This is a genomic window from Streptomyces sp. Je 1-79 (assembly GCF_025195125.1).
GTDB lineage: Bacteria > Actinomycetota > Actinomycetes > Streptomycetales > Streptomycetaceae > Streptomyces.
In genome coordinates this window covers 484,494-500,646 of sequence record NZ_JAMGSL010000002.1, presented here as the reverse complement: position 1 = coordinate 500,646, position 16,153 = coordinate 484,494, and the positions used below count along the sequence as shown (strand labels likewise).

General features: G+C 71.2%; 12 protein-coding genes. 8 read left to right on the top strand and 4 right to left on the bottom strand.

The window, feature by feature from the left end:
- Nucleotides 1-24 precede the first annotated feature (24 nt).
- Both M5362_RS05075 and M5362_RS05070 read left to right on the top strand, forming a co-directional pair.
- Nucleotides 25-1,572: an RNA polymerase sigma factor gene (locus tag M5362_RS05075; RefSeq protein ID WP_260226082.1), complete on the top strand. Its 1,548-nt coding sequence runs from the start codon at nucleotides 25-27 to the stop codon at nucleotides 1,570-1,572.
- Between the two features lie 132 nt (nucleotides 1,573-1,704).
- Nucleotides 1,705-2,523: a serine protease gene (locus M5362_RS05070; RefSeq protein WP_260226081.1), complete on the top strand. Its 819-nt coding sequence runs from the start codon at nucleotides 1,705-1,707 to the stop codon at nucleotides 2,521-2,523.
- Nucleotides 2,524-2,624: 101 nt separating this feature from the next.
- On the opposite strand, the gene M5362_RS05065 is transcribed toward M5362_RS05070, so the two are convergent.
- Nucleotides 2,625-2,855, bottom strand: a complete 231-nt coding sequence (locus M5362_RS05065; RefSeq protein ID WP_137992866.1) for a hypothetical protein — start codon at nucleotides 2,853-2,855, stop codon at nucleotides 2,625-2,627.
- 432 nt (nucleotides 2,856-3,287) lie between these two features.
- Here M5362_RS05065 and M5362_RS05060 point away from each other — a divergent pair, with 432 nt between their 5' ends.
- From M5362_RS05060 to M5362_RS05040, 5 genes are all read left to right on the top strand, one after another.
- Nucleotides 3,288-5,405 carry a type IIA DNA topoisomerase subunit B gene (locus M5362_RS05060; RefSeq protein WP_260226080.1) on the top strand — a complete coding sequence of 706 codons (2,118 nt, stop codon included), beginning with the start codon at nucleotides 3,288-3,290 and terminating at the stop codon, nucleotides 5,403-5,405.
- A 99-nt stretch (nucleotides 5,406-5,504) separates the two neighbouring features.
- Nucleotides 5,505-6,716 (top strand): sensor histidine kinase, encoded by a 1,212-nt coding sequence (locus M5362_RS05055; RefSeq protein ID WP_260226079.1) that lies wholly within the window; start codon nucleotides 5,505-5,507, stop codon nucleotides 6,714-6,716.
- Complete coding sequence (locus tag M5362_RS05050) at nucleotides 6,713-7,450, top strand: response regulator transcription factor (RefSeq protein WP_260226078.1); 738 nt, start codon at nucleotides 6,713-6,715, stop codon at nucleotides 7,448-7,450. The genes M5362_RS05055 and M5362_RS05050 overlap by 4 nt, the downstream gene beginning before the upstream one ends.
- A gap of 98 nt (nucleotides 7,451-7,548) precedes the next feature.
- Nucleotides 7,549-8,061 (top strand): DUF485 domain-containing protein, encoded by a 513-nt coding sequence (locus M5362_RS05045; RefSeq protein WP_374214406.1) that lies wholly within the window; start codon nucleotides 7,549-7,551, stop codon nucleotides 8,059-8,061.
- Nucleotides 8,058-9,656 (top strand): cation acetate symporter, encoded by a 1,599-nt coding sequence (locus M5362_RS05040; protein ID WP_260226077.1) that lies wholly within the window; start codon nucleotides 8,058-8,060, stop codon nucleotides 9,654-9,656. Before M5362_RS05045 ends, M5362_RS05040 begins: the two co-directional genes overlap by 4 nt.
- A gap of 43 nt (nucleotides 9,657-9,699) precedes the next feature.
- On the opposite strand, the gene M5362_RS05035 is transcribed toward M5362_RS05040, so the two are convergent.
- Both M5362_RS05035 and M5362_RS05030 read right to left on the bottom strand, forming a co-directional pair.
- On the bottom strand, nucleotides 9,700-10,383 hold the full coding sequence (locus M5362_RS05035; protein ID WP_260226076.1) for a response regulator: 684 nt from the start codon (nucleotides 10,381-10,383) through the stop codon (nucleotides 9,700-9,702).
- Nucleotides 10,380-12,044, bottom strand: a complete 1,665-nt coding sequence (locus tag M5362_RS05030) for a sensor histidine kinase (protein ID WP_260226075.1) — start codon at nucleotides 12,042-12,044, stop codon at nucleotides 10,380-10,382. The genes M5362_RS05035 and M5362_RS05030 overlap by 4 nt, the downstream gene beginning before the upstream one ends.
- Nucleotides 12,045-12,361: 317 nt before the next feature.
- Between M5362_RS05030 and M5362_RS05025 the strand changes: the two genes are divergently transcribed.
- Nucleotides 12,362-13,411, top strand: coding sequence for a GTP-binding protein (locus M5362_RS05025; RefSeq protein ID WP_260226074.1), 1,050 nt, complete (start codon nucleotides 12,362-12,364; stop codon nucleotides 13,409-13,411).
- Here M5362_RS05025 and M5362_RS05020 read toward each other — a convergent pair.
- Nucleotides 13,408-15,864 carry a DNA topoisomerase (ATP-hydrolyzing) subunit A gene (locus M5362_RS05020; protein ID WP_260226073.1) on the bottom strand — a complete coding sequence of 819 codons (2,457 nt, stop codon included), beginning with the start codon at nucleotides 15,862-15,864 and terminating at the stop codon, nucleotides 13,408-13,410. The two genes, M5362_RS05025 and M5362_RS05020, sit on opposite strands and share 4 nt — an antisense overlap.
- Nucleotides 15,865-16,153 lie beyond the last annotated feature (289 nt).

Here is a 16,153-nt window from a genome sequence, read left to right as displayed (position 1 = left end):
TTCCATCGTTCCGAGAGGTTGTTCGTGTCGGCCAGCACATCCCGTACGCTCCCGCCGGAGATCGCCGAGTCCGAGTCTGTGATGGCGCTCATCGAGCGGGGAAAGGCTGATGGGCAGATCGCCGGCGATGACGTGCGTCGGGCCTTCGAGGCTGACCAGATTCCGCCAACCCAGTGGAAGAATGTTCTGCGCAGCCTCAACCAGATCCTCGAGGAAGAGGGTGTGACGCTGATGGTCAGTGCAGCGGAGTCGCCGAAGCGCGCCCGCAAGAGCGTCGCAGCGAAGAGCCCGGCCAAGCGCACCGCCACCAAGACCGTCACCGCCAAGACGACCGTGACGAAGACCGTCTCGGCCGCCGCGGCGGCCCCGGCGGCCGAGAGCGCGGACCCGGCCGACGAGGCCGGTGCCCCGGCCAAGAAGGCGGCCGCGAAGAAGACCGCGGCCAAGAAGACGGTGGCCAAGAAGACCGTCGCGAAGAAGACGACGGCCAAGAAGACCGCCGCGAAGAAGGACGCCGACGAGGCTGTCGAGGGCGAGGAGCTCCTCGACGACGTCGCGCCCGGCAAGGGCGAGGACGAAGAGGCCGAGGGCGAGAACAAGGGCTTCGTGCTGTCCGACGAGGACGAGGACGACGCTCCGGCGCAGCAGGTGGCCGTGGCCGGTGCCACCGCCGACCCGGTCAAGGACTACCTGAAGCAGATCGGTAAGGTCCCGCTGCTCAACGCCGAGCAGGAGGTCGAGCTCGCCAAGCGCATCGAGGCCGGTCTGTTCGCCGAGGACAAGCTGGCCAACTCCGACAAGCTGGCGCCCAAGCTCAAGCGCGAGCTGGAGATCATCGCCGAGGACGGCCGCCGCGCCAAGAACCACCTCCTGGAGGCCAACCTCCGCCTGGTGGTCTCGCTGGCCAAGCGCTACACCGGCCGCGGCATGCTCTTCCTGGACCTGATCCAGGAGGGCAACCTGGGTCTGATCCGCGCCGTCGAGAAGTTCGACTACACCAAGGGCTACAAGTTCTCCACGTACGCCACCTGGTGGATCCGTCAGGCGATCACCCGCGCCATGGCCGACCAGGCCCGCACCATCCGTATCCCGGTGCACATGGTCGAGGTCATCAACAAGCTGGCGCGCGTCCAGCGCCAGATGCTCCAGGACCTGGGCCGCGAGCCCACCCCGGAGGAGCTGGCCAAGGAACTCGACATGACCCCGGAGAAGGTCATCGAGGTCCAGAAGTACGGTCGCGAGCCGATCTCCCTCCACACCCCGCTGGGTGAGGACGGAGACAGCGAGTTCGGTGACCTGATCGAGGACTCCGAGGCGGTCGTTCCGGCCGACGCGGTCAGCTTCACGCTCCTCCAGGAGCAGCTGCACTCCGTCCTCGACACGCTCTCCGAGCGTGAGGCGGGCGTGGTCTCCATGCGCTTCGGCCTCACCGACGGTCAGCCGAAGACGCTGGACGAGATCGGCAAGGTCTACGGCGTGACGCGTGAGCGCATCCGCCAGATCGAGTCGAAGACCATGTCGAAGCTGCGCCACCCGTCCCGTTCGCAGGTGCTGCGCGACTACCTCGACTAGTCGGACGGTCGTACGAGCCGAAGGGCCCGGTTCCCGAGAGGGAGCCGGGCCCTTCGGCCTTGCGCGGGTGCAGTACGGGGGTGTGTGGACGACGCTGGGTGAACCGACATCATCGGAGAGTCAGGAGGCTCTATGCGTCGCCCCATCGCCCGAGCAGTGACCGCTGCCCTGGGCCTGATCTCGGCGGCGGCCGGTCCGTTCGCCGCCGCCGCTCCCGCGGCCGCCGACAGTGTCGTGGTGGGCGGGCAGCCCGCCCGGATCGCGGACGCTCCCTGGGCCGTGGCGCTCTCCAGCCGTGACCGGTTCGGAGGTACGCGCGCGGGTCAGTTCTGCGGGGGTGCGGTGGTCGCGCCCACGCGGGTGCTGACCGCGGCCCACTGCCTGGGCAGGGACGTCCTGGGGGGCGAACCCTGGGAGCTCACCGACTTCAAGGTCATCGCGGGCCGGAGCGCCCTGGGCGGCCCGGGAGGCCGGGAGATCCGCGTCTCCGGCACGTGGATCAGCCCGGAGTACGACCCGACCGCCAACACCAACGATCTGGCCGTACTGACGCTGGCGAGCCCGCTGCCGCAGTCGTACGTGATCACGCCCGCCCTGCCCGGTGACGCGGCAGAGACGCCGGGGACGGCGGCGGACGTGTACGGATGGGGGGACACCACCGGTCGCGGGACCTACGCCTCGGCCCTGCGCTCGGCGCGCGTCCAGGTGCTGTCCGACTCCGCGTGCGAGCGGGCCTACCCGAGCGGCTTCGGGGCCGCCTACCGCGCCGACACGATGCTGTGCGCGGGCGATCCGCAGGGAGGCAGGGACGCCTGCCAGGGAGACAGTGGAGGGCCGCTGGTGGCAGGTGGGCGCCTCATCGGTCTGGTGTCCTGGGGCAGCGGCTGCGGGGAGGCCCAGAATCCGGGGGTCTACACCCGCGTCTCGGCCGTACTGCCGGCGAATCTCTGAGCCTTCGGGCGCGAGAACGGGCGGCCACCCCCCTTGAATGCGGGGTGGCCGCCCGTCGTCCGGTCAGCGACCGGCCCTTGGCTCGTCGTGGATGCGAGGTGTCAGCGGTCCTCGTCTACTGCCTTGGCCGGCACGTCGGTGAGCCGGTCGGTCTCATCCTGTATTTCCGCGGCGATCTTCTTGAGTTCCGGCTCGAACTTGCGACCGTGGTGGGCGCAGAAGAGCAAGTCACCGCCGCTGGTCAGGACGACGCGCAGGTACGCCTGGGCGCCGCAGCGGTCGCAGCGGTCAGCGGCCGTCAGGGGGCTCGCGGGGGTCAGAACAGTAGTCACGTCGCCTCTTCTCTAGCTCGACGAGCTGTCGTACCAGGGTCAACATCCAACCAGGCCGAAAACGTTCCCGCTCGTGGCTTTTCCTCGAAACTTCTTCCCGAGGTGGCTGCTGCTGCCGGTTGGCGGCGAATGAGCCGTATTGCGTCGCTCTACGGATTTCGCATTGCTTGTCTCGGTTTCGTCCTCCCGGCTGGGTTGCCGGTTGTTCATGAGGACGTGCCCGGAGCCTAAATGGTTCATGCGCGGAAGGGAACGTGATGTTCACGTCACCCCTTCGAGGGATCGAACACCCATGCGACTCTGCACTAGCATGAGATTTCCGGAGGGTGGCGTGGCAACGGCTCTACCAGGCATCGGTACCCTCTGACCGGTGACCGACGCCGGGCCTTACCCCACGGGGCCAGTTTTCAAATTCAGCGAGGAGCGAACCGCGTGACCGCCGAAACGTCCGTGCCGTCCAGTGCGCTGCTGACCGCAGACCGTGACGGTTCCAACTACACCGCGCGGCACCTGCTCGTACTCGAAGGGCTCGAAGCGGTCCGCAAGCGGCCCGGCATGTACATCGGGTCCACCGACAGCCGCGGCCTGATGCACTGCCTCTGGGAGATCATCGACAACTCGGTCGACGAGGCCCTCGGCGGCTACTGCGACCACATCGACGTGATCCTCCACGACGACGGCTCCGTCGAGGTGTGCGACAACGGCCGGGGCATCCCGGTCGACGTCGAGCCCAAGACCGGGCTCTCCGGCGTCGAGGTCGTCATGACCAAGCTGCACGCCGGCGGAAAGTTCGGCGGCGGCTCGTACGCGGCCTCCGGCGGTCTGCACGGCGTGGGCGCCTCCGTGGTGAACGCGCTGTCGGCCCGGCTCGACGTCGAGGTCGACCGGAACAGCGCCACGCACGCGATCAGCTTCCGCCGGGGCGTCCCCGGCATCTTCACCGAGCAGGGCCCCGACAGCCCCTTCGACCCGGGCAACGGGCTGCTGAAGGGCAAGCGCGTCCCCAAGGCCCGCACCGGCACCCGCGTGCGCTACTGGGCGGACCGCCAGATCTTCCTCAAGGACGCCAAGCTCTCCCTCGAAACGCTCCACCAGCGCGCCCGCCAGACCGCCTTCCTGGTGCCCGGCCTGACCATCGTGGTCAGGGACGAGCGCGACCTGGCGGGGGTGGGCAAGAGCGAGGAGACGTTCCGCTTCGATGGCGGCATCAGCGAGTTCTGCGAGTTCCTCGCCCAGGACAAGGCCGTCTGCGACGTGCTGCGGCTGACCGGCCAGGGCACCTTCAAGGAGACCGTCCCGGTCCTCGACGACCGCGGCCACATGACGCCCACCGAGGTCACCCGTGAGCTGGCCGTCGACGTGGCGCTGCGCTGGGGCACCGGCTACGACAGCACGGTCAAGTCGTTCGTCAACATCATCGCCACCCCCAAGGGCGGCACCCATGTCTCCGGCTTCGAGCAGGCCATCACCAAGACGGTCAACGAGGTCCTGCGCTCCGCCAAGATGCTGCGCGTCGCCGAGGACGACGTCGTCAAGGACGACGCCCTGGAGGGGCTCACGGCCGTCGTGACGGTCCGCCTCGCCGAGCCGCAGTTCGAGGGGCAGACCAAGGAGGTGCTCGGCACCTCGGCCGCCCGCCGGATCGTCGCGAACGTGGTCGCCAAGGAGCTGAAGGCCTTCCTCACGTCCACCAAGCGTGACGCCAAGGCCCAGGCCCGGGCGGTCCTGGAGAAGGCCGTGGCGGCCGCCAGGACGCGTATCGCCGCCCGTCAGCACAAGGAGGCGCAGCGCAGGAAGACCGCGCTGGAGTCCTCCACCCTGCCGGCCAAGCTCGCGGACTGCCGCAGCGACGACGTCGAGCGCAGCGAGCTCTTCATCGTCGAGGGGGACTCCGCGCTCGGCACCGCCAAGCTCGCCCGCAACAGCGAGTTCCAGGCGCTCCTGCCGATCCGGGGCAAGATCCTCAACGTCCAGAAGTCCTCCGTCTCGGACATGCTCAAGAACGCCGAGTGCGGAGCGATCATCCAGGTCATAGGAGCCGGCTCGGGCCGCACCTTCGACATCGACGCGGCCCGCTACGGCAAGATCGTGCTCCTCGTCGACGCCGACGTCGACGGCGCGCACATCCGCTGCCTGCTGCTGACCCTGTTCCAGCGCTACATGCGCCCCATGGTGGAGGCGGGCCGGGTCTTTGCCGCCGTGCCGCCGCTGCACCGCATCGAGCTCGTCCAGCCCAAGAAGGGCCAGGACAAGTACGTCTACACGTACTCGGACAGCGAGCTGCGCCAGACCCTGCTGGAGTACCAGCGCAAGGGCGTCCGCTACAAGGACACCATCCAGCGCTACAAGGGTCTCGGTGAGATGGACGCCGACCAGCTGGCGGAGACCACGATGGACCCGCGCCACCGGACCCTGCGCCGGATCAACATCGGCGACCTGGACTCGGCCGAGCAGGTCTTCGACCTGCTCATGGGCAACGACGTGGCCCCCCGCAAGGAGTTCATCACCAGCTCCGCGGCGACGCTCGACCGCTCGCGGATCGACGCCTAGCCGACCGTCCACCCAGGGGTGGAGCACCGGGCTCCACCCCTGAGCCGATCACAGCCCCGCCTCCTCTCCGTAGCATCGACGTGACGGAGGGGGACGGACGTGACAAGCAACAGGACGAGCGGTCGACGGTGGCTCGGATGGCCCGCGCCACAGGCGCTGACCAGGGTCGGAGTGCCGCGCGGCCGCCTCGTGCTCGACGCGCTCCTGCTCGTCGCGATCAGCGTCGGGATCGTGATCGGCGCCCACCGGTCGGGGGCCTTCCCCGGCTGGTACGGAGTGCTGCCACCCCTGGGTCTCGCCCTCGCGGCGGCCGTGATCGCCGCCTACCACCGGACGACCCTCGCCAACCGGCTCGCGCCCTCGCTCGGCCTGCTCGCCGTCGTCGCCGGCCTCGGCCTCGCGGCGCATATCGCCGGAGCCCCGGTAGCCGCCACCCTGCTCTGGATCGTCGTCTCCATCACCGCGATGGAGCGCCTGCCGCTGGCCGTCGCCCTGACGACCGTGCTGGTCCTCTCCGGAGGATTCGTGGGCGCGGACGAGACCGGGATCCTGGGGGCGGGAGTCACCACCACCGCCGTCCTGCTCACCGGATACTCGCTCCGCCTGGACGCCGAGGCCCGCAGCGCCGGATTCCGGCTGCTGGCACAGGAACGCGCCGCACGCGAAGCCGAGGCCGCCTCCGCGGCCCTGGCCGAGCGGGCGAGGATCGCCCGCGAGATCCATGACGTCCTGGCGCACAGCCTCTCCGCGCAGATGGTCCACCTGGAGGCGGCCCGGCTCCAGATCGAGGCAGGCGCCGAACGGGAGACGATCCTGGAGCGGGTGGTCGCCGCCCGCGCCATGGCCCGGGAGGGGCTCGCCGAGACCCGGCAGGCCCTCTCCGCACTCCGCGGCGACATGGTGCCCGTCGAGGACTACCTGCGGGAGCTGGCGCACGAGGACCGGGCCGAGGTCCACGTGGCCGGCACACGCAGACACCTCCCGGCGGAAGCGTCACAGGCCGTACGGCGAGTGGCTCAGGAAGCCCTCACCAACGTCCGCAAGCACGCACCCGGGGCCAGGACGCGGTTGCTGCTCACCTACGAGACGGGGGAGGTCGCGTTGGAGGTACGGGACTCGGGCGCGCCCGGAGCGCCCCACGCCCCTGGCGCGGGCGGCGGCCCCGCCGCTGCCGAGGGGGCGGGGCTGAGCGCCTCCGGCTCGGGTTACGGGCTGCTCGGCATGCGGGAGCGCGCCGAACTGCTCGGCGGGACGCTGGAGGCGGGACCCGAGGGCGACGGCTTCGCGGTGCGGCTGAGGGTGCCGGCATGAGCGGCCCCGGGGGCCGGCGCGACCGCGAGCCGGCGCGGGTGATCGTCGCCGACGACCAGTCCATGGTGAGGGAGGGAATCGTGCTCGTCCTGGGCCTGCTGCCCGGCATCGAGGTCGTCGGGGCCGCCCGGGACGGCGAGGAGGCGGTCGCCCTGACCGCCGAACTCGCCCCCGACGTGGTGCTGATGGACCTGCGGATGCCGCGCTGCGACGGAGTGGAGGCGACCCGGCGGATTCGCGCCGAACACCCCGGCACCGAGATCGTCGTCCTCACCACGTACGCCGATGACGACTCGCTCTTCCCGGCGCTACGAGCCGGGGCGCGCGGCTATCTCACCAAGGACGCCGGCGGGGAGGAGATCGTACGGGCCGTGCACGACGTGCTCGACGGCAGGGCCGGACTCGCCCCCGCCGTCCAACGGCGCCTCCTGGAACAGCTGATGGCCCAGCCCGAGAGGCGCCCAGGGCCCTCCGGTGAGGGGCCGAGGGGCCCGCGGCGGCAGGCGGACCCGCTGCCCGACGGGCTCACCGAGCGTGAGGCCGAGGTGCTCACGCTGGTCGCGGACGGCCTGTCCAACCAGGAGATCGGCGCCCGGCTGTCCATCTCGACCGCCACCGTGAAGACCCACATCAACAACCTCTTCGCCAAGGCGGGGGTGCGCGATCGGGCTCAGGCCGTCCGGTACGCATATCAGCACGGGATCGTCGCACCACCTGGGAGAACCATCACCTGATGGGGTGAAGTGAGGAGGGAGAAGAGTCCTGGATCTTCCCGCTCTGTCCATCCTTGGGCACGCGGCCGAAACGGTCCGCTGACAAGGAGAGTTCACCGGTGGAGAAGGACGAAGGGTCGGGCGTCCCCGCGATGCGGATCGACGACCCGTGGTACGACGCACTCGCCTCCGGCTGGGGCGAGTCGGCCGACCCGGAGACGGCGGCCGCCGAGGCCGGGCAGGGCGTTCCGACGGCCGGAGCCGTACCGCGGCAGCAGCCGGGCCGCGGCGCCGCCGACATCTATCTGGAGGTCCAGCGGAGCGCTGCCTTCCAGGAGGTGCGCAGCCGCTACCGGCGGTTCGTCATCCCCGCGGCCCTCGCCTTCCTCGCCTGGTACCTCGCCTACGTCGTCGCGGCGACGGCGGCGCCCGGGCTCATGGCCCGGCCCGTCTTCGGGATGGTGAACGTGGCGTTGCTCGCCGGGCTCGGGCAGTTCCTCACCACCTTCCTGCTGACCTGGGCCTATGCCCGGCATGCCCGGCTGCGGCGGGACCGGGCGGCCCTGGAGCTGCGCTGGACGGTGTTCGACGAGACGCGGGCACAGGAGATCTCGCGGGGAGGCCGACGGTGACCGGCGACCATCAGACGCTCGCGCTGCTGCTGTTCAGCGCGTTCATCGCGGTGACGCTCGCGATCACCACCTGGGTGAGCCGCAACCGGCATGGCTCGGCAGAGGAGTTCTACGCCGGCGGACGGCTCTTCTCCCCACTGGAGAACGGTTTCGCCATCGCGGGCGACTACATGTCCGCCGCTTCCTTCCTCGGCATCTCCGGCCTCATCGCCCTCTTCGGCTACGACGGCATGCTGTACTCCGTCGGATTCCTCGTCGCCTGGCTGGTCGTCCTCCTCCTGGTCGCCGAACTGGTGCGCAACTGCGGACGGTTCACACTCGCCGACGTCGTCGCGGCCAGGATGGCGGAGCGCCCCGTCCGGATCGCCGCCGGAACGTCCTCCGTCACCGTCTCCGTGCTCTATCTGGTGGCCCAGATGGTCGGGGCCGGCAGTCTCGTCGCCCTGCTCCTCGGGGGAACCAGCGAAGCCGCCCGCTCATGGACCGTGATCGGTGTCGGCGCCCTGATGGTGATCTACGTGTCGCTCGGCGGCATGCGGGCCACGACCTGGATCCAGATCGTGAAGGCCGTGCTGCTGATGGCCGGCACGATCACCCTCACCGTGCTCGTCCTGCTCCGCTTCCACGGCGACTTCGACCAGCTGCTCGCGGCAGCCGCGGAACGCAGCGGCCACGGGCGGGACTTCCTCGCACCCGGGCTGCGCTACGGCGGCGAGTGGACCTCGCGCCTCGACTTCATCAGCCTGGGAATCGCGCTCGTCCTGGGCACCGCGGGCCTGCCGCACATCCTGTCGCGGTTCTACACCGTGCCGACCGCGCGGGCCGCCCGCCGGTCCGTCGTCTGGGCCATCGGGCTCATCGGCGGCTTCTACCTGATGACGATCGTCCTCGGCTTCGGCGCCGCCGCGATCATCGGCCCCGACGCCGTCCGCTCCTCCAACGCCTCCGGGAACACGGCCGTACCGCTGCTCGCCCTCGATCTCGGCGGGGGAGCGGGCTCGACCGGAGGCACGGTGCTCTTCGCGATCGTCGCCGCCGTCGCCTTCGCGACGATCCTGGCCGTCGTCGCCGGCATCACCCTCGCCTCCTCCGCCTCCGTCGCCCACGACCTGTACGCCTCGCTGCGCCGCCGGGGCAAGCGAGCGAAGCCGTACAGCGAGGTCACCGTGGCGCGGATCGCGGCGGCCGGGATCGGCGTGGCCGCGATCGGACTCGGGCTGCTCGCCCGCGATCTCAACGTGGCGTTCCTGGTCGGGCTCGCCTTCGCGGTCGCCGCCTCGGCCAACCTTCCGGTGCTGCTGTACTCGCTGTTCTGGCGGAACTTCACCACGCGCGGCGCCGTGTGGTCGGTCTACGGAGGGCTCGTCCCCTCGGTGCTGCTCGTCGTGGTCTCACCGGTCGTCTCCGGCAGCCCCGACGCGCTCTTCCCGGGTGTCGACTTCCACGTCTTCCCGCTCCAGAACCCGGGGGTGGTCTCCATTCCGCTCGGCTTCCTGGCCGGCTGGATCGGTACCGTCACCTCCTCCGAGCCGGCCGACGAGGCCAAGCACGCCGAGACGGAGGTCAGGGCCCTCACCGGGGCCGGGGCGGTCTGAGGAGCGCTCAGCTCCCGGGCTTGGGGCCCGGTCTGAGGAGCGCTCAGCTCCCGGACTTCGCCCAGACGTACCGGTGCTCGGGGCGGCCCGTCTCGCCGTACTTCAGCGACAGCCGCACCCGCCCGGCGCGTTCGAGCAGCTTGAGGTAGCGCTGGGCGGTCTGCCGGCTGACCCCCGCCCGCTCGGCGATCTCGTGCGCGGACAGGGCTCCGTCGGCGGCGAGCAGCACTTGGCGCACCAGCTCCGCGGTGGTGGGGGAGTGCCCCTTGGGCAGGTCGGGTGCCACCGCGCCCGCGGAGAGGGCGCCGAAGAAGCGGTCGACCTCGGCCTGTTCCGCCTCGCCGCCGCCGTCGAGGGTGTGGCGCAGGGCGGCGTACGCCTCCAGTCTGGCGCGGAGCCCGGCGAAGGCGAAGGGCTTGACCAGGTACTGCAGGGCTCCGTGGCGCATCGCCGCCTGCACGGTCGCCACGTCGCGGGCCGCGGTCACCATGATCACGTCGGTCTGGTGGCCCAGCCGGCGCAGCTCCCGTACGACCGCGAGTCCGTTCTCGTCCGGCAGATAGTGGTCGAGGAGGATCAGGTCGACCGGGACCTCGGCGAGCCGGGCGAGCGCCTCCGCCGTCGAGTGGGCGGTGGCGACGACCCGGAAGCCGGGCACCTTCGTCACATAGGCCGCGTTGATCTGAGCGACGCGTCGGTCGTCCTCCACGACCAGGACGTCGATCACCGGGGCTCTCCCACGGTCGCGCGCACCGCCGGTTCGGGCTCGTCCAGCGCCTCCGGGAGGACGACCGCGAACTCGGCGCCGCCGTCCGGGCCCGTGCCGACCCGGGCGCTGCCGCCCTGGCGTTCGGCGAGCCGGCGTACCAGAGCCAGTCCCAGGCCCCGCTTGCCGTGGGAGGGCAGCTCCTTGGTCGTCCACCCCTCGGTGAAGATGAGTTCGCGGCTCTCGTCCGGGACGCCGGGGCCGCTGTCGGTGACCCGCAGGACGGCGGTGCGGCCCTCGGCCCGCAGGGCGATCTCGACCCGCGCGTCGAGAGTGCCGGCGGTGGCGTCCAGAGCGTTGTCGACGAGGTTGCCGACGACGGTGACCAGCTCGCGGGGGTCGACCAGCCGGTCGGGGAGCAGCGAGCCGGCCGAGATCCGCAGGGACACGCCCCGCTCGGCGGCGACCGTGGCCTTGCCGACCAGGAGCGCCGCGACCAGCGGGTCGTGGATCTTCTCGGTGACCTGCTCGGCGGTGGCCCGGTGGACGCCGACGACCTCGGTGACGAACTCCACCGCCTCGTCGTGCATCTCCAGTTCGAGCAGGCCCAGGAGGGTGTGGAGCCGGTTGGCGTGTTCGTGGTCCTGGGCGCGGAGGGCGTCGATGAGTCCGCGGGTGGAGTCGAGCTCACGGCCGAGCCGCTCCAGTTCGGTACGGTCACGCAGGGTGGCGACGGCACCGCCGTCGTCGGTCGGCATCCGGTTGGCGATCAGCACACGATGGCCACGGACGGTCACCAGGTCCTCGCCCGTGACACGGCCTGCCAGCACATCGGCTGTCCGCCCGGCGCCGAGCGCCTCCTCCAGGGGGCTCCCGGTGGCCTCGGGGCCTATCCCGAGCAGACGCTGGGCCTCGTCGTTCAGGAGCCGGATGCGCCCGGTGCGGTCGAGGGCCACCACGCCCTCGCGGATGCCGTGGAGCATGGCCTCGCGTTCGGCGAGCAGAGCGGAGATGTCCGAGAACGCCAGGTCGTGGGTCTGTCGCTGGAGCCTGCGGGAGATGAGGTAGGCGGCGAGGGCGCCGGCGGCCAGGGCTCCACCGGCGTACGCGAGGAGGCCGGGGATCGCCCCGAGGAGCCGGTCGTGGACGCTGTCGTACTCGATGCCGACGGAGACCGCGCCGATGATGGCCCCTTCCGCGTCCCGTAGCGGGGCCTTGCCGCGCGCGGAGCGGCCGAGGGTGCCGCTGTCGATCTCCATGACCTCCTGCCCGGAGAGCGCGGCGCTGGGGTCCGTGGAGACGGTCCTGCCGATCTGGGCGGGGTCGGTGTGGGACCAGCGCACGCCCCAGGTGTCCATGACGACGACGTACTCGGCGCCGGTGGACCGGCGGATCCGCTCGGCCTCGGCCTGCACGGGCCCCCGGGCGGACGGGACGGAGGTCCGCAGCGCGGTGGCGACCTGCGGGGAGGCGGTCGTCTCGGCGATGGCGAGGGCCTGCCGCATGGCCTGGTCGTCGAGCTGGTCGCTCAGCGGGGCGAGGAAGAGGCCGGTGGCCAGCACGGTGACGCCGGTGGCGATGGCCAGCTGCATCAGGAGGACCTGGGCGAAGACCCGGCGCGGCCAGCCGAACCGCCTGCGTCGCGCGGCGGGCGGCGTGGGGGTGGTCGGTGCGGGGGACATGGCAGGAACGGTACGGGGGCGGGGGCGGGGACCGGAAATGTGCGGGGCCCTGGGGCGGGCGGCGGCGGTGGGGGCGAGTGGGGCGAGCACGTGGTGGGCGGGTCGGTCTGCAGGTGGCGGCGGCGATGCAGGTCCACCCGCGGGAGGCTCGCCGCCGCGGCCGGCCGCCGCCTGCCGCCTGCCCCCGTCGCCGTCGCCGTCGCCGTCGCCGCCGGCGGCTGCGGGTCCGGTGCGCGGCGCGGGCGTGTGGGGGGTTCCTGGAGGGACTGCCTATTCTGGGGGCTTTGATCGGTGTCGAGTCGTCGGAGGGGTTTCCCTTGACCAAGCAGCAGATCCCCGTCGTCGTCCTCTCCGGGTTCCTCGGATCGGGCAAGACGACGCTGCTCAACCACCTGCTGCGCAGCGCCCGGGGCACCCGGATCGGTGTCATGGTCAACGACTTCGGCGACATCGGGATCGACGCCATGACCGTCGCCGGACAGGTCGGCTCCACCGTCTCGCTCGGCAACGGCTGCCTGTGCTGCGCCGTCGACGCGAGCGAGCTGGACGAGTACCTGGAGGTGCTCACCCGGCCCGAGCTGCGTCTCGATGTGATCGTCATCGAGGCGAGCGGCCTCGCCGAGCCCCAGGAGCTGGTCCGGATGGTGCTCGCCAGCGACAACGAGCGGATCGTCTACGGCGGGCTCGTGCAGGTCGTCGACGCCGCGGAGTTCGCAGGCACCAGGGCCCGGCACCCCGAGACCGACCGGCACCTCGCCCTCGCCGACCTGGTCGTCCTCAACAAGGCCGACCGGGTGGCGGAGCCGGAGCTGGACGCCGTCCACGAGGCGGTGGCCGGGCTCGCGGGTCCCGCCGCGGTGGTCCGTGCCGCCTACGGCCGGATCGATCCCGAGCTCCTCTTCGACCGGGTCGTCCCCGACGGGGAGATCGAGGGGCAGATGTCGATCGAGGACCTGCTGTACGGGGACCCCGACGCGCACGACCATCCGCACGCCTCCTACGAGACCCTCTCCCTGGCCTCGGACACCGCGCTGCATCCGCGCAGGCTCATGGAGTTCCTGGACTCCCGCCCCGACGGGCTCTACCGGATCAAGGGATTCGTCGACTTCGGCGCCGCGGACCCCGCCAACCGCTACGGCGTGCACGCCGTCGGAAGGTTCCTGCGCTTCTACCCCGAGCCCTGGGCGCCCGGCCAGGAGCGGCTCACCCAGCTCGTCCTCATCGGCTCCGGCGTCGACGGCGGCAAGCTGCGCAAGGAGCTCGACGGCTGCCGCGCGAACGGCCCGCAGGACGCCCCCGACGAGCACAGCATGTGGGGCGTCCTGCGGTACGTACAGCAGCCGGACGAGCCGGCCGAGGAGTCCTAGCTCGCCGGGCCCGCCACGACCGCGACGGGCTTCGGCAGCGGGGTCCCCGAGCCGTCGCGCCGCGGGTCGACCTCGGGCAGCTCCACCGGCAGGCCGGTCTTCTGCGCCGCGTACGCCGGGGTCACGCCCGCCCAGGCCAGGATCAGCACGTCCTCGCCCTTCAGGAACCGCTGGCAGCGCACGCCGCCGGTCGCACGCCCCTTGCGGGGGTACTGGTCGAACGGCGTCAGCTTCGCCGACGTACCGGCCGAGTCGTCCAGGGTGCCCGTGGAGCCCGCGATGGTGAACACCACCGCGTCCGCCGCCGGGTCCACCGCCGTGAACGAGATCACCTCGGCGCCGTCGGTGAGCTTGATGCCCGCCATACCGCCCGCGGGGCGGCCCTGGGGCCGTACCTGCGCGGCCTGGTAGCGCAGCAGCTGGGCGTCGGAGGTGATGAAGACCAGGTCCTCCTCGCCCGTCCGCAGCTCGGTCGCGCCGACGATCCGGTCGCCCTCCCTGAGGGTGATGACCTCCAGCTCGTCCTTGTTCGCCGGGTAGTCCGGCACCACGCGCTTCACCACGCCCTGGAGCGTGCCGAGGGCCAGCCCCGGCGAGGACTCGTCGAGCGTGGTCAGACAGACCACCGTCTCGCCGTCCTCCAGGGTGAGGAACTCCGCCAGCGGCGCCCCGCCCGCCAGGTTCGGCGCGGCGGCGGTGTCGGGCAGCTGGGGCAGGTCGATCACCGCGAGGCGCAGGAGCCGTCCGGACGAGGTCACGGCGCCGATGTCGCCGCGCTGCGTCGCCGGGACCGCCGAGACGATCACGTCGTGCTTGGCCCGCCGGCCCTCCTCCGCGGCCGGGACCTCGGCCGTCGCCGTACGGGCCAGCAGGCCCGTCGAGGACAGCAGGACCCGGCACGGGTCGTCCGCGACCTCCAGGGAGACGGCGGCGACCGGCGCGCCCGCCGACTCCAGCAGGACCGTACGCCGGTCGGTGCCGAACTTCTTGGCCACCGCGGCCAGTTCCGCCGAGACCAGCTTGCGCAGCTCGCTGTCGGAGTCCAGGATCCCGGTCAGCTCGTCGATCTCGCCGTTGAGCCGGTCGCGCTCGGTCTCCAGCTCGATCCGGTCGAACTTGGTGAGCCGGCGCAGCGGGGTGTCCAGGATGTACTGCGTCTGGACCTCACTCAGCGAGAAACGCTCGATGAGCCGCTCCTTGGCCTGCGCCGAGTTCTCGCTGGAGCGGATGAGGCGGATGACCTCGTCGATGTCGATCAGGGCGACGAGCAGGCCCTCGACCAGGTGCAGCCGGTCGCGCTTCTTGCCGCGGCGGAACTCGGAGCGCCGGCGTACGACGTTGAAGCGGTGGTCGAGATAGACCTCCAGGAGCTCCTTGAGGCCCAGCGTGAGCGGCTGGCCGTCGACCAGCGCCACGTTGTTGATGCCGAAGGACTCCTCCATCGGCGTCAGCTTGTAGAGCTGCTCCAGGACCGCCTCCGGCACGAAGCCGTTCTTGACCTCGATGACCAGGCGCAGACCGTGGTTGCGGTCGGTGAGGTCCTTGACGTCGGCGATGCCCTGCAGCTTCTTGGAACCGACCAGGTCCTTGATCTTGGAGATGACCTTCTCGGGGCCGACGGTGAAGGGCAGCTCGGTGACGACGATGCCCTTGCGGCGGGCCGTCACGTTCTCCACGGTGGCCGTGGCGCGGATCTTGAACGTGCCGCGGCCGTTCTCGTACGCGTCCTTGATGCCGGACAGGCCGACGATCCGGCCGCCGGTGGGCAGGTCGGGACCGGGAACGAAGCGCATCAGCGCCTCGAGGTCCGCGTTCGGGTACCGGATCAGATGCCGGGCGGCGGCGATGACCTCGCCCAGGTTGTGCGGGGGCATGTTCGTCGCCATGCCGACGGCGATGCCGGACGCGCCGTTCACCAGCAGGTTCGGATAGGCGGCGGGCAGGGCGACCGGCTCCTGCTCCTGGCCGTCGTAGTTCGGCGAGAAGTCGACCGTGTCCTCGTCGATCGACTCCGTCATCATCAGCGCCGCGGCGGCCATCTTGGACTCGGTGTACCGCATGGCGGCCGGCGGGTCGTCGTTGCCCAGCGAGCCGAAGTTGCCGTGGCCGTCGACCAGCGGGAGGCGCATGGAGAACGGCTGGGCCATGCGCACCATCGCGTCGTAGATCGACGCGTCGCCGTGCGGGTGCAGCTTGCCCATGACCTCGCCGACGACGCGCGCGCACTTCACATAGCCGCGGTCGGGGCGCAGTCCCATCTCGTTCATCTGGTAGACGATGCGGCGCTGGACGGGCTTCATGCCGTCGCGGGCGTCCGGCAGCGCGCGGGAGTAGATCACCGAGTACGCGTACTCGAGGAAGGAGCCCTGCATCTCGTCGACGACGTCGATGTCGAGGATCCTCTCCTCGAACGCGTCGTCCGGCGGCGGTGTCTTCGTGCTGCGGCGGGCCATCGCGGCTGCGGCTCCTTCACCAACAAGGTTGATCTGACGCGGACCATTGTGGACCGTCCCACCGACAACGCCGACCGCGACCCGGGTACTGGCCCGCCGAGGACCGTACGGGAGCCGTACGCCGAACCGCCCGGGAGCCCCTCGCCGGACCGTCCTCCGGCCGTACCGCGGTCGTGTGCCGGACCCTGCGTCAGCCGTACGCGACACCGAGCGACCCGGAAGAGGGACGCCCGGAACCTGCGGGAACTTCGCCAGGTGTCAGTGCGCTTGCATAGGGTGGCAGGACTTT